The 14,337-nt window shown below is 40.2% G+C and carries 14 protein-coding genes; 12 read left to right on the forward strand and 2 right to left on the reverse strand.

Features of this window, described 5'->3' with window-relative positions; genetic code table 11:
• Nucleotides 1–19 precede the first annotated feature (19 nt).
• Together ACE1ET_RS09595 and ACE1ET_RS09600 are read left to right on the forward strand one after the other, a co-directional pair.
• Entirely contained in the window at nucleotides 20–1,153 is a 1,134-nt protein-coding gene (locus ACE1ET_RS09595) for a class-III pyridoxal-phosphate-dependent aminotransferase (RefSeq protein WP_375728178.1), read from the forward strand.
• 179 nt (nucleotides 1,154–1,332) lie between these two features.
• Nucleotides 1,333–1,779 carry a hypothetical protein gene (locus tag ACE1ET_RS09600; protein WP_375728179.1) on the forward strand — a complete coding sequence of 149 codons (447 nt, stop codon included), beginning with the start codon at nucleotides 1,333–1,335 and terminating at the stop codon, nucleotides 1,777–1,779.
• Here ACE1ET_RS09600 and ACE1ET_RS09605 read toward each other — a convergent pair.
• The gene (locus tag ACE1ET_RS09605; protein ID WP_375728180.1) at nucleotides 1,749–3,065 is read right to left on the reverse strand and encodes an exo-beta-N-acetylmuramidase NamZ family protein; all 1,317 of its coding nucleotides are present in this window, start codon (nucleotides 3,063–3,065) and stop codon (nucleotides 1,749–1,751) included. The genes ACE1ET_RS09600 and ACE1ET_RS09605 overlap by 31 nt on opposite strands.
• A gap of 114 nt (nucleotides 3,066–3,179) precedes the next feature.
• Between ACE1ET_RS09605 and mtaB the strand changes: the two genes are divergently transcribed.
• The 9 genes from mtaB (at nucleotide 3,180) to ACE1ET_RS09650 (ending at nucleotide 11,640) form a co-directional block, all read left to right on the forward strand.
• On the forward strand, nucleotides 3,180–4,496 hold the full coding sequence (gene mtaB / locus ACE1ET_RS09610) for a tRNA (N(6)-L-threonylcarbamoyladenosine(37)-C(2))-methylthiotransferase MtaB (protein ID WP_375728181.1): 1,317 nt from the start codon (nucleotides 3,180–3,182) through the stop codon (nucleotides 4,494–4,496).
• Between the two features lie 3 nt (nucleotides 4,497–4,499).
• A complete protein-coding gene (locus tag ACE1ET_RS09615; protein WP_375728182.1) occupies nucleotides 4,500–5,297 on the forward strand; it encodes an inositol monophosphatase family protein in 798 nt (265 codons plus the stop codon).
• Nucleotides 5,294–6,193, forward strand: coding sequence for a lysophospholipid acyltransferase family protein (locus tag ACE1ET_RS09620; RefSeq protein WP_375728183.1), 900 nt, complete (start codon nucleotides 5,294–5,296; stop codon nucleotides 6,191–6,193). Before ACE1ET_RS09615 ends, ACE1ET_RS09620 begins: the two co-directional genes overlap by 4 nt.
• 57 nt (nucleotides 6,194–6,250) lie before the next feature.
• Complete coding sequence (locus tag ACE1ET_RS09625) at nucleotides 6,251–7,261, forward strand: glycosyltransferase family 2 protein (protein ID WP_375728184.1); 1,011 nt, start codon at nucleotides 6,251–6,253, stop codon at nucleotides 7,259–7,261.
• 51 nt (nucleotides 7,262–7,312) lie between these two features.
• On the forward strand, nucleotides 7,313–7,888 hold the full coding sequence (locus ACE1ET_RS09630; RefSeq protein WP_375728185.1) for an ATPase: 576 nt from the start codon (nucleotides 7,313–7,315) through the stop codon (nucleotides 7,886–7,888).
• Nucleotides 7,889–7,899: 11 nt separating this feature from the next.
• Nucleotides 7,900–8,100, forward strand: coding sequence for a hypothetical protein (locus ACE1ET_RS09635; protein ID WP_375720266.1), 201 nt, complete (start codon nucleotides 7,900–7,902; stop codon nucleotides 8,098–8,100).
• 143 nt (nucleotides 8,101–8,243) lie between these two features.
• The gene (locus ACE1ET_RS09640) at nucleotides 8,244–9,086 is read left to right on the forward strand and encodes a universal stress protein (protein ID WP_375728186.1); all 843 of its coding nucleotides are present in this window, start codon (nucleotides 8,244–8,246) and stop codon (nucleotides 9,084–9,086) included.
• A gap of 69 nt (nucleotides 9,087–9,155) precedes the next feature.
• Nucleotides 9,156–9,695 (forward strand): hypothetical protein, encoded by a 540-nt coding sequence (locus tag ACE1ET_RS09645; protein ID WP_375728187.1) that lies wholly within the window; start codon nucleotides 9,156–9,158, stop codon nucleotides 9,693–9,695.
• Between the two features lie 43 nt (nucleotides 9,696–9,738).
• On the forward strand, nucleotides 9,739–11,640 hold the full coding sequence (locus ACE1ET_RS09650) for an amidophosphoribosyltransferase (RefSeq protein WP_375728188.1): 1,902 nt from the start codon (nucleotides 9,739–9,741) through the stop codon (nucleotides 11,638–11,640).
• Nucleotides 11,641–11,701: 61 nt separating this feature from the next.
• On the opposite strand, the gene ACE1ET_RS09655 is transcribed toward ACE1ET_RS09650, so the two are convergent.
• Nucleotides 11,702–11,944: a CDGSH iron-sulfur domain-containing protein gene (locus tag ACE1ET_RS09655; RefSeq protein WP_375728189.1), complete on the reverse strand. Its 243-nt coding sequence runs from the start codon at nucleotides 11,942–11,944 to the stop codon at nucleotides 11,702–11,704.
• A 157-nt stretch (nucleotides 11,945–12,101) separates the two neighbouring features.
• Here ACE1ET_RS09655 and ACE1ET_RS09660 point away from each other — a divergent pair, with 157 nt between their 5' ends.
• Complete coding sequence (locus tag ACE1ET_RS09660; protein WP_375728190.1) at nucleotides 12,102–14,324, forward strand: APC family permease; 2,223 nt, start codon at nucleotides 12,102–12,104, stop codon at nucleotides 14,322–14,324.
• Nucleotides 14,325–14,337 lie beyond the last annotated feature (13 nt).

Genomic DNA, 14,337 nt, shown 5'->3' on the forward strand with positions numbered 1-14,337 from the left:
TTGCCCTTTATATTGAAGAATGAAGAAGGATATTATACCATTTTATAGTTGCAGCGATAAGCTGATTGTAAAATCAAAGGATTGTTATTTGTTTGATTCAGACGGAAAGAAATATATAGATTTTGAATCGGGAGTGTGGTGTGCTAATATCGGGCACAGCAATACGCAGGTAATTAAGCGAATAAATACGCAAATCAAAGAGTCAATTCATCATGGATATCATTTTAGAAATAATTCTGCGGAAAGGCTTTCATTAAAACTTCAACAGTTAATTGGGTTTAAGAACGGGGCAAATGTCTTTTTGAGTTCTGGCTCTGAAGCTGTGAACCTTTCAATAACATTAGCCAGACATTTTACCGGAAAGAAGAAAATCCTAAAAATTAATAATTCATACTTGAGCGCTTATGGATTTGGACAAATATCTGATGAAAATGCATCAATAGTTAATGTAAGATTTAATGATTCAGATTCAATCCATCATATTGATTTTACAGATATTTCTGCTCTTGTAGTTGAAACCGGTGGTGCGTCCGTCGAAATGATAAGATTTCCTGATAATGAATTTATGGATGAATTAATCCGGGATTGTAGAAAAAATAGTTGTCTTATTATTGCTGATGAGGTTACGACCGGTATAGGTAGACTAGGGAAATGGTTCGGGTTTCAATATTATGATTTTATCCCTGATATGGTCGTGGCGGGAAAGGCCCTTGGCAATGGATATCCTATTAGTTCAGTTACGATAAACTCGGTACTGGCAGGTAAATTTGAGCAAAAACCATTGAGATACGCTCAGTCTCATCAAAATGATCCTTTGGGATGCTCGGTTGCTCTTGAGGTCATTAAAATAATAGAAACAAACAACCTGATTGAAAGATCGAGGGAAACAGGAGATTATTTTAAACAACAGCTTGATCAGATTAAATTCAGATATCCTGAAAAGATAAAAGAAGTAAGAGCGCGAGGATTAATGTTGGCAATAGAATTTAAGGAGTCGGTAAACGGTGAGTTGATAAGTAGGGAACTGTTTGATTACGGAATGGTGATAGGCTATAAATTAAATACTTTGAGGTTCTTGCCACCTTTGATAATTACAAATTTAGATATTGATAAATTGGTTCGTAATTTGGATAAGGTTTTACAAAAGAAATAACATTAAATGTACAACAAGCAATAAAAAAGGAAAATTGGTCTTAGGTTCAACCATTTTCTCAGTCTTACGCAGCACAGCTCCTAGTTTGTAACGGGGAGTTTTCTTTTTGTCGTTTAACGATATTATTTGAATGTTTGATTTCGTGAGTTTCAATGGAGAGCTAAAAATTGGTGCGAAGCATGGCAGTAAGGAAATGTCTGATCCCATTAATAATATCACCTGTTCCGGGTTTTACTTTACGTCATATTCTTTTGGTTACAATAATGACATCCCCTTGGGATTCAGCTCAATTTACAGATGAATTAGTACAAAATAACGAAACCCGAAGGGTTGATATAATTGTAACATGTAATTATGTAGTAAGTTTTGTAAATCCTGAAAGGATGACAGAATTAACATCGGCATCATTCCAGCCGTTTCCCATCCAATCCACACATGGGTTTTACAGGTGTGATCACAATGGCCACATCGCACACCGGACAGAGGTAGCGCTCGCAACCGGTGCAGGCAAAGCAGTTAGAGCAAATTACCGTCAGATCTTCCTTGTGAAAGGAATTGCCGCACTGTGTGCATGTTATTTTTTCTTCAACCTTGTTCACTTGTTTGCCGTTTCAAAATCGGGGTAAAGTAAATATTTTTTTCGCATCAACAGATAGGCATTCAAATCCGTTTGCCAGCTTTCCGTAATTTGTGATTCAGTTTGTCCGGCTTCAACTTTTTCAATAAAATCAGGATCACCCATCAGCATTTCAATCCATTCGGGGCGTTCAAAATAAGCGGCAGTGTCTTTCGTAATTTTCAGATAATCAAAGAAGTATTGCAGGGTGAAGTTTGGCGGATCAATGTTTCTCAGATCAATCCCGTAACACAGTTCGTCTTTATGTTTAGGATTCAATGCCATGCCTTTAATCGATTCCGGTGTAAATGTAAATGATCCGTACGTTGAATCCGGATACCCGATCACCTGAAATGGAAAACTGGTTCCGCGTCCGACATTCATATTGGTTCCTTCGAAAATGCAAAGCGAAGGGTATAAGCGTACTGACTGATAATTGGGCAGATTGGGTGATGGTTTTACAGGAAGTTCGTAGCGCGTATTATGATCCCAGTTTTGAATATTGATCACCCGTAAATCGCACTGCAGATCGTCTTTCAACCAGCCTTCGCCGTTGATCATTCGGGCCAGTTCACCCATCGTAAGGCCGTAAACCACAGGTAAAGGTAATATTCCGACAAACGATATAAGGTCCATGTCCAGTACGGCACCGGCCACATAATCGCCATTGGGATTAGGCCGATCCAATACAATGATTGGAATGTTATTTTCTGCACAGGCTTCCATCACATAAAAAAGCGTTGAAATATAAGTGAAAAATCGAACGCCTACATCCTGCAGGTCAAATACCACAATGTCGATGCTGTCCAAATCTTCCGGTTGTGGCTTTTTGTGCGATCCGTATAACGAGATTACAGGCAATCCGGTTTTGGGATCAATACCATCTTTTACCAATGCACCTGCATCTTCATTTCCACGGAAGCCATGCTCGGGACTGAAAATCTGTTTCACATTAATATCCAGGTTCAGTAAGGAGTCGGCCAGATGTGTTTGGCCAATATGGGATGTATGATTGACCACCAGTGCGACAGATCTTTTCTGAAGCAGTGGTAAATACTCCAATGTCTGACAGGCACCGGGTCTGATCTCCATTTGTTGATCTCTGCAGGAACTCACAAAAGGGAATAAAAGCAACAGTATTGTTGTAATAGTAAAATGGTTGATAATTGTAATCTTTAATTCCCTGAATGGATTATTTTGTGCGGGAAGGCTTGCCCCTTCAGGGGCCGGGGGTGTGAGAAGGCAATTGGTATTTGCTCCCTGAAAGTATATTATTATCAGTTTAAAAAACTTCATGTCCTGAATTTGAATGCTAAAAATAATGAAAAATTGCCAGCCACTCAATCTTCTCACAGACACATTTGGCTTTTTATTTTACCTTTGCACACTGAATCTACAGGCTTTTAACAGATGATTGATACCTCTGTATTTCAGAAAAAAAGGGTAAAGTTTTATACACTCGGGTGCAAACTCAATTTTTCAGAATCTTCCGCCATCGGTACCACCTTAAAAGATGCAGGTTTTCTAAACGCTGCAAAGGGTGAACAGGCTGATCTGGTTGTGATCAATACATGTTCTGTGACAGAGCTTGCTGATAAAAAATGCCGCAATGCCATACGTTCTGAGATACGGAAAAATCCCGGCGCTTATGTAGTGGTAACAGGGTGTTATGCGCAGCTAAAACCGGAAGAAATTGCAGATATTGAAGGCGTAGACCTGATCCTTGGTTCAAACGAAAAGTTCAGGATGCTGGATTTTATAGACCATATGGAGAAGGAAAGCCGGGCAGAGGTGCATGTAAGCAAACTAAAAGATATAGAGGCATTTTATCCGTCATACTCCGGTTCGGACCGGACCAGGTGTTTTCTGAAAATTCAGGATGGTTGCGATTATTATTGTTCCTACTGCACCATTCCGTTTGCACGTGGCCGTAGCCGTAGCGGCAGTGTGGCAGAGACCATAAAAACTGCTGAAGAAGCGATTCGTGACGGAGCCCGGGAAATCATACTTACCGGTGTAAATATCGGGGATTTTGGTAAAGGGAGCGAAGAAAGTTTCTATGACTTTTTGGTAGCTTTGGATAGCATTGATGCGGATGTCAGATTCCGTATCGGTTCGGTTGAACCAAACCTTTTGACCGATGAAATTATCGATCTGGTTGCCGGTTCAAAACACATAGCACCGCATTTTCATATTCCGTTGCAGTCCGGATCGGATGAAGTTCTGAAACTTATGCGCCGTAAATATGATACAACACTTTTTAAAAACAGGGTTGAAACTATCAAACATAAATTGCCGGATGCATTTATAGGTGTGGATGTGATAGTGGGTGTGAATGGTGAAAGCAAACAACAGTTTGAAGAGGCTTATAGCTTTATTTCGGATCTGGATGTGTCACAACTTCATGTATTTACCTATTCCGAAAGGGAAGGTACCCAGGCGTTAAAGATAGATCACAGGGTGCCGGCAGGAGAGAAAAAGGTAAGGAGTCAGCGTTTACTGATGTTGTCTGATAAAAAGACACGGGCCTTTTATGAATCGCAAAGCGGAAAGGTAAGACCGGTTCTGTTTGAAAGCCAGAATAATGGTGGAATGATGTTTGGATTTACAGATAATTATATCAAGGTGAGCTACGCTTACACGCCTGAGATGATCAACAAAATAACACATGTGAAATTAACCGGCATGGAGCATCAGTTTGAAACCATGACCTGTAAAATGATATAAAGAATGGATTATAAAAATGTATGCGACGAGGTTGTTAAACTTGTTAGAGAAACAGGCCGCTTTATTATGAGTGAGCGCAAATCGATGACCGGTGATGATATTGAGATAAAAGGCAAGAACGATTTTGTGACCAAATTCGATAAGCTGTCAGAGAAACGTTTGGTAGAGGGACTGGGCAGGATTCTTCCCGAAGCAGGGTTTATAGCCGAAGAAGGAACATCGGACAAAAAAGGCGAGGTTTATAACTGGATTATTGATCCGATAGATGGAACCACTAACTTCATGCATGCATCGCCGCCATTCAGCATAAGTGTGGCTTTGCAGGAAAATGATGATATAGTGATCGGTGTGGTTCTTGAGATGTTCAGCGATGAGTGTTTTTACAGTTGGAAAGGCGGAAAAGTATTTATCAATGAGAAAGAAGTCCGCAATTCGGGATGCGCAAAGTTAAGCGATGCCCTTATAGCAACCGGATTTCCTTACAAGGCATTTGGCTTACTGGAAAACTTTATGGCATCGTTGATCTTTTTCATGGAAAAATCGCATGGAGTACGCCGTTTAGGATCCGCCGCAATTGATTTGGCGTATGTGGCAGCAGGCCGGTACGATGCATTTTATGAGTATAACCTGAACCCATGGGATGTGGCAGCAGGAGCTTTTTTGGTAGAGCAGAGTGGCGGTAAGGTATCGGATTTTAAGGGGACCGGAAATTATCTTTTTGGCAAAGAAATGGTTGCTGCCGCACCGAAGGTCTTTCCTGAGTTTTTTGAAGCAGTCAGTACCATTATGACAAAAAAATGAAAGCATTAGGCTTTTACATCTTTCTCATTTTTTTTCGACCGTTTTTATGGTTGCCTCTTCGGGTATGGTACGTTCTGGCAGATTTTCTGTACGTTGTAATGTATTACATTGCAGGCTACCGCAAGCGGGTTGTCGCCAAAAACTTAAAAAGGGCATTTCCTGAAAAAGAACCTGAATGGATTCATGCCATAACTAAAAAGTATTATAAGCATCTGGCTGACTATTTTATAGAGTCGCTGAAACTGGATGCATTCAGTAAGCCGACCTTAAAAAAACGGTGCACATTCAGGAATCTTGAACTGATTGCAGATGCCAATAAAAAAGGCAGGGATGTCATTATTTTTTTGGGGCATTATGCCAATTGGGAATGGATAACTTCCATGCCGCTCTGGATTGAGAATTTACAGTGTTTTACGGTTTATAAGCCACTTAAAAACAAGTATTTTGATCGGTATTTTTTGAAGATCCGGCAGCGTTTCGGTGTGACCCCAATTCCGATGAAACGCTCAGCCCGTGAAATCATTAAGTTTCACAACGAAGGGAAACGAAGTGTTTCCGGATTAATAGCGGATCAGAACCCGGGAAGTTTTGATGTGCGGTACTGGGTGAAATTTTTGAATCAGGACACAGCCGTTTTTGAAGGGGGTGAGAAAATTGCTCAGAAATTGGGTGCTGCAGTGGGGTATATGAAGATGAAAAAAGTTCGTCGTGGTTATTACGAGACAGAAATTATTCCTATGTTTGACGATGCTTCCAAAACGGAGCCACATGAGATTACCAGAAAATATTTTGAATTGCTGGAAAACGATATAAGAGAAAGACCGGAACTCTGGTTGTGGTCACATAAACGCTGGAAACGCAAAAAGCCGGAAGAGTTGATCGCGGAGGAGTTGTAAACTTAGTGAACAAAAAATAAATCTTATGTCCTGGATCTTGTGTCTTAAGTCTTATAAATGAAAGTCGCTGTTGTCATATTAAACTGGAATGGAAAAGCCTTGCTGGAGCAGTTCCTGCCTTCGGTAACAAAGTATTCTGCCGATAAGGATACTGTTGTGGTTGTAGCTGATAATGGTTCAACGGATGACTCAGTTGAATTTGTAAAAAAGACATATCCTCAGGTGCAGATTTTGCCACTCGAAGAAAATTACGGATTTGCATTAGGTTACAATAAAGCCCTTGAGCAGGTAGATGCAGAATTTTACGTGTTGCTGAATTCTGATGTGGAGGTGACGAAAGATTGGCTTAAACCACTGATATCCTTTCTTGATACCCATCCGGAGGCGGCCGTTTGTGGTCCCAAAATTCTGGACTATAAGGATAAAACAAAATTTGAATATGCCGGAGCAGCTGGTGGTTTCATTGATAAATATGCTTATCCGTACTGTCGTGGTCGTATGTTTAATACGGTTGAGAAAGATGAAGGACAGTATGATACCAATGCAGAATGTCTGTGGGTCAGTGGTGCCTGCCTGGTAACAAGAGCATCGGTGTACAAAGAACTTGGTGGACTGGATGAACGCTTTTTTGCCCATATGGAAGAGATTGATTTTTGCTGGCAGGTTAACAACAGTGGATATAAAGTTGTGAACATACCGGAATCGGTAATTTACCATGTTGGAGGCGCCTCGCTGGCTATGGGAAATCCACACAAAACCTTTTTGAATTTCAGGAATAGTCTGTTGTGCATGTATAAAAACACCGAAAAGGCAGACTGGAACAAAATTCTTTTTAAGCGTTTGATTCTGGATGGAATTGCTGCGGTAAAATTTTTATTTACTGATAGTCCGGCACATTTAATGGCGGTTTACAGGGCGCACAGGGAGTTTTTTAAACTGAAGAAATTTTATACACCTCTCATAAGTTCCGGTTCGGATAGCTCCGGTAAAAAACTTGTTATGCAGGGGTCAATTGTATTGACCTATTATTTTAAAAAGATACGGAAATATTCTGCTCTTTCTAAATAGTCAGAACAAAACAAGAGAAGAGTGGTTGTATAATTAGCTTAAACAGAGCACATGGATGATCAGGAAAAACATTTGTTTATTGCAGCCGGGCCTAACGGTTCCGGTAAAAGTACGTTTGCACGACAGTTTTTAAAGCAAAACGACTATATTTTTATAAATGCAGATGAGATAGCACGGGAGCTGAATCCAACGGAAATGGAATCAGCCAAGTTATCCGCAGGCAGGGTGTTTTTTCAACGATTATATGGAAATATTGAAAAGGGAAATAATATTTTAATAGAGAGTACCCTTTCAGGTTCTTACTTTCACAGGTATTGGCCAAAGATCAGAGAAAATGGATATAAGATCACCATTATTTTTGTTTTTTTGGAGCACCCAAGGATTTGTATTGAAAGAATTAAGGAAAGAGTTATTAAAGGTGGACACTATGTTCCCGATGCTGATGTAGTACGCCGCTTCTACCGTAGTAAGCGGAATTTCTGGAATCAGTACCGTCATGAAGTGGACAACTGGTACATGTTTTTTAACTCGGATGATAAGTTCATGGAAGTTGCCTTTGGCAAAAAAAATGACTACATCGTCAAGAACAATGAGATTTTTGATTTATATTTGCAGGACGTAATGTAATGTATTTTTTTATGAGGTTTGAAAAAATGGATGATTTGGAAGTTTTCCAAATTGGCGTTGAGATTGAGAAAATCGGAAACGAAGCCATTAAAACTGTAAAAAAAGAAAACCGTAAGATGGGGATCCCACTGGTTTTCTCGAGAAACGGGGAAATTTATTATGAATTACCCGATGGTTCAGTAACTAAAGAAAGCCCATTCAGAAAAAATTAAAACGAACGAAGGGACTAAAAAACCGGATAAACTTATCCGGTTTTTTTTATGTCCTTTTTGTCATATCTTTAGAGAACAAGAAAGCTGTTTATACGGATTGAACATATTAAACCGTGCACACTTACGTGCCTGAAAAATATTAAATGATGAAAACACTACTGGTTCCTGTTGATTTCTCTGAAGAGTCTATGGCTGCGGTTAAGCAGGCATTAGAACTGGCGAATGCCGTAGGATTGTCCATCCGGTTGATCCATGTGAAAAAGAAAAAAAGCTATTACCTGGGATTTTCAACATCAAACGAAGAACAATTTCCTGATGATGAGATAAAATCGCATCTTGAAAGTGTTGTCAAAAATTTTAAATCTGGCTATAAAGCAGGCGGAAAATTTGAATTTGTGATTCGACATGGCAGTATAACCCATGAAATAATAGAAGAAAGCGAGGCGGAGGATGTGTATGCCATTTTAACCGGGTTACAGGGTAATACATCTTTAAAGGATTATCTCGTTGGCAGTAATGCATACCGAATTGTTGCAGCTGCTGAAAAGCCTGTTTTTGCGGTCAGGAAAAGCATGGAAACAAGACCTGTAAAGAAGATCCTTCTTCCGATTGAAGATAAATCGGATACCCGGGTTAAAGTTCCTGTTGTTGCTGCATTGGCAAAAGAACTGGATGCTGAAATTATGGTGCTGGGAATTACGGATAGTCCTTACGAAGAAATGCTGGCCAAGGTTCAGATATATGTCAAACAAACGCTTGAATATTTCAGGGAGCGTGATCTGAAATGTTCATCCAAAGAGCTGGTATCTGTTGAAGTGCCACAAAAAATTGTTGCCGTTTCAAAAGAAGAGGGAGCGGATATGATAGCATTTGTATCAGATATGACAGATGATATTCTGGGTCAGATGTTATCCGTTTCTGTGAAATACATACTACATCAGGCTGAATGCCCGTTATTATGTGTGCCGGTTAACATTTTAGATTAATAATTAAAACTTTTTATTCTGAAACATCATTTTAATTACCTATTTTTGCAGCTCAAATTCAGGGATATCATGTTAAAGAATTTTTTAGCATTTTTAGTATTGTTTTCAACTGTGTTTGTAGCTGCTGGTCAGACAAATATGGTCTTAACAAATCCTGAAACGACGCGTTCTGAAAACGCTGATTCCACTAAATTTATTTATGCTTCCTCTACTGATGGTGGTGTTGTGCATTATTACAGGGACAAAAGGCTGGATAAAATTTTCGATATACAAAAGAATATCAATAAACGTAAAGATGGAATTCCTGGTTTCAGGGTCCAGTTATACAGGGGAAACTCCCAGAAGCTTTCTAAGGATAAGGCATTTCAGATTGAAGCCATGGTATATCAGAAGTTTGGAGCGGATGCCAATGTGGAGGTGCTCTTCTTTACCCCATACTGGAGGGTACAGGCAGGAAATTTCAGGACGCAGAGTGAGGCGATGAAGATGGAAGCCAGGTACAAAAAGGCTTTTCCCGATATGGCCGATGATATATCGGTTGTGCCGGCCATGATTAAGTTTCCCGAGCTGAAGAGGAATACAGAACAAGAATATAATGAAGGGCAGTAGTGGATACTGCCTTTTTTGATTGATATAAAGCAACTTAAGTTCGATGAGTGATCAGATTAAACATGAATGTGGGATTGCGCTGATCCGTTTACTCAAGCCCATTGAGTATTATAAGGAGAAGTATGGTTCGTGGATGTATGGCCTTAACAGGTTGTATTTAATGATGGAAAAACAGCACAACCGTGGCCAGGATGGTGCCGGTGTGGTTAGTGTTAAAATAGATCAGCGTCCCGGAACGGAATATATATTCAGGGAACGCTCCATTAAACAGAATCCGATCCAGGCCATCTTTAAAAATATTTATGGCTCATTCGATGAGTTTACCAACGATGATCCATCCAAATATCAGGATATACCATGGGTAAAAGATAACCTTCCATTCATAGGTGACGTTTACCTTGGGCATCTTCGCTATGGGACATTCGGTCGTAATTCAGTTGATTTTTGTCATCCGGTTATGCGAAATAATAACTGGAAATCCCGTAACCTGGCTCTGGCAGGGAATTTTAATATGACCAATGTAGATGAGATCTTCAATCACCTGATTGAATTGGGTCAGCATCCCAAAAGTTATACAGACACTGAAACAGTTCTTGAGAATATAGGTCATTTTCTGGATGAAGAAAATCAGTTTTTGTTCAGGAAGTTTAAAAATGAACGTTTTACGAACAGGGAGATCTCGTCACTGATTGAAAAAAACCTTGACATTGCAAAGATCATGGAGCAATCAAGTAAGCGTTGGGATGGTGGTTATGTAATAGCCGGTATTATCGGACACGGTGATGCTTTTGTAACGCGAGATCCATGGGGAATCAGACCTGCATTTTATTATAAGAACGACGAAGTAGTTGTGGTGGCATCTGAGCGGCCTGTGATACAGACGGCGTTTAAAGTCCGCTGGAACGAGGTAAGTGAAGTTCAGCCGGGTCATGCCCTGATCATTAAAAAAGATGGTACGGTTAGTGAAGAAATGGTTCGCGTGCCGCACAAACGTCAGTCATGTTCCTTTGAGCGCATTTATTTTTCCAGGGGCAGCGATAAAATGATCTATAATGAACGCAAACATCTTGGTGAGTTGCTTATTCCGCAGGTGATGGAAGCAGTGGATCACGATATAGAAAATACGGTATTTTCATATATTCCGAATACGGCAGAAACTGCATTTCTGGGAATGATGCGCGGATTAGAGAAGCAACTGAACGAGTGGAAAATAGCGAAACTAAAGGAACTGGGACCAGATGCTGATGAGAATGAAATCCATAAGATTCTTTCAATGACGCACCGTTCAGAGAAAATAGCGGTTAAAGACGTTAAAATGCGTACGTTCATTACGGATGATGATAACCGCGATGAGATGGTGGCACACGTGTATGATGTAACGTACGGCATAGTGCAGAATGAGAAGGATAACCTTGTAATTATTGATGATTCCATCGTGCGCGGTACAACGCTGAAGCAAAGTATCCTGAAGATCCTTGACAGGCTGCATCCTAAGAAGATCGTCATTGTGTCATCTGCTCCACAGATCCGTTATCCGGATTGCTATGGTATTGATATGGCAAAGCTGGGCGACTTCTGTGCATTCAGCGCAGCAATACAGTTGTTAAAGGATCAGGGCAAGCAAAAGGTTATTGATGACGTTTATGAAAAATGTAAGGCTCAGCAATATCTTCCAAAAGAAGAAATTGTAAATTATGTAAAAGAGATTTATGCCGGGTTTACAGATGAAGAGGTTTCTGCTAAAATTGCCCAAATGCTTACTCCTGAAGATATGCAGGCCGAAGTACAGATTGTGTATCAAACGGTGGAAAATCTGCATGTAGCCTGTCCGAACGACAGGGGTGACTGGTATTTTACCGGAGATTATCCAACGCCTGGTGGAAATAAGGTAGTTAATACAGCATTTATCAATTACATCGAAGGTAAAAACCAACGGGCATATTGATAAACGTTATGAAAATATGTGAACACTCTTCTGGTTTTCAGAAGGGTGTTTTTTTATGCATTTACTTTAATGTATTGTGTGTCCCGTCACAGAACGGAGGTGTGGAAGTTTGTTTGCACATACAGAAAAATACCTTTTTCGTTTCTTCTGCCTTAAATATTACAGGAGTGAATTCAGTTACCTTGTGTGAACCATCGCAAAACGGTTGATTGGCAGATCGGCCACATCTGCACCATGCATAGGTTTTACCTTTTTCAATTTCAAATGCTCTGGGTGCTTTTCCTGCAATTTGTCCTTTTTTCATCTGTCTTATTTTTTAGTTTATGACATCGAACATGGTGAAGGATTAAAAGTTTAGTAAATTTAAAGCTTTTAACGCTGTTTTACAAACATTTGAACAACAGAGATATAATCTTGCTTTGTGTGTTTAAATATTTTATTTTTACTGAAATAACCTTTTTATGGCAAAGTCTCTTGTAAATAAAAATGCAACATTCGGTACCTGGCCTGTTTTCCTGACGGCTATATCAACAATACTTGGAGCAATTCTTTTTCTAAGGTTCGGTTATGCCGTCGGTAACCTCGGTCTTTTAGGCGTACTGACCATCATATTAATCGGACATCTGGTAACCATTCCGACAGCTTTGGCTGTTGCAGAAATAGCTACGAACCAGCGCGTACAGGGAGGAGGAGCCTATTATATTATTTCACGTTCCTTTGGTTTAAATATTGGCGGAGCCGTAGGGTTTTCGCTGTATCTTTCGCAGGCCATCAGTGTGGCATTTTACATCATTGCTTTTGGTGAGGCTTTTCATCCGTTACTGAACTATATTTCGGAATCCACTGGATTTGTTATTCATGTACAATGGATTAAGATCGTTACCATGGCCATCCTGGCAGTTCTGATCCTGACCAAAGGCGCTAATCTTGGGGTTAAGGCATTGTATTTTGTGGTGGCTGTTTTATTTGTGGCATTGGGGATGTTCTTTTTCGGTCATACCATAAAGCCGGGAACCGAATTTAATCCCAGTGAACATATTCTCGCACCTGACAGCTTTTTTTATGTGTTTACAATTATTTTCCCCGCATTTACCGGTTTGGCAGCAGGAATAGGCTTATCCGGTGATCTTAAGGATCCGCAAACATCAATACCAAAGGGAACAATATGGGCTACGGTGGTAGGAATGCTGATATACGTTGGTGTGGCTTATAAACTGGCCATTAGTGCTTCTCCGGAGGATCTGGCTTCAAATCAGCTGATAATGCAGGATATTGCATTATGGGGACCGATTATTCCCATTGGCCTGGCTGCTGCATCGCTCTCTTCTGCTTTAGGCTCAATTATGATTGCACCGAGAACGCTTCAGGCAATAGGTTACGATAATGTATTCCCCAAAACATGGTTTAATAACTGGCTGTCAAAAGGCCGTGAGAATGATAATGAGCCAATAAACGGTTCTGTGATCACCATTATCATTGCCTTTGTTTTTGTGGTAATGGGCGATGTGGATTTTGTGGCAAAGGTTATCTCCATGTTTTTTATGGTGACCTATGGTGCCATCTGTCTTATTTCCTTCCTGGAACATTTTGCTGCTGATCCGTCATACCGGCCAACATTCAAACATAACAGGTGGTATTATTCATTAATCGGAGGTTTATTGTCTTTCTGGCTTATGTTTAAAATGAACCTGCCGTATGCAGCTCTTTCCTTATTATTGATGGCGCTGTTTTATCATTGGGTTAGTGTAAACAATAAAGAGAAGAAAGGGTTGCAAAAACTATTTAAAGGCGTGGTTTTTCAGTTGAGCCGGTCACTGCAGGTGTTTGCACAGCGTGCCAATAAAGAGGACAGGGAAGTTAGCTGGCGGCCATTTTTGATCTGTATTTCCGAAGATACCTTTAAAAGGCGCAGTGCTTTTGACCTTGTCCGGTGGATCTCGTACAAATATGGATTCGGTACATACATTCATTATATTAAAGGTTTGCTGAACCGGAAAACCAGCGATGAATCGAAAGTGGTTCTTGAACGGTTAATCAAACTGGCAAGCGGAAGTAAAAACAGGGTTTACCTCGATACCATTATCAGTCCTTCCTATACTTCTGCCATAGCACAGGTTATTCAGTTGAACAGTATTTCGGGAAAGGGAAACAATATGATTTTGTTTGAGTTCTCGCATACTGAACCGGATTCGCTTAGAAATGCACTTGATAATTACAGTTTAATTCAATCGGGAGCATTTGACGTATGCATTCTGAATACAACCTATAAAGGATTTGGTTATCATCAGACCATACATATCTGGATCAGTGAGAAAGATTATGATAACTCGAACCTGATGATTCTGCTGGCTTATATCATTGTGGGGCATCCGGACTGGAAAAACGGGGTCATCAAGATTTTTTCTTTGACACCACAGGAAGATGTGGAGCATAAGAAAGCCGCGCTGATGGAACTGATTAAGTCGGGACGTTTGCCCATCTCACCGTCCAATGTGGAGCTGATTCCGTTTGAAAACGGAAAGGATCCGCACCGCATTATTTCACGCTATTCCGAGGATGCCGATTTAACAATCGTTGGATTTACCACTGACGACCTGAAACTGGGTCTGGACTATTTTACGTCTTTCAACGATACGTCTAATATTCTGTTTGTAAATGCCTATAAGGATAAGGAGATTGTATAGACACACTAATAGC

The organism is Quyinboa mangrovi (genome assembly GCF_042219825.1).
In the GTDB taxonomy this organism is placed as follows: Bacteria; Bacteroidota; Bacteroidia; order Bacteroidales; family UBA5342; genus JBHJHP01.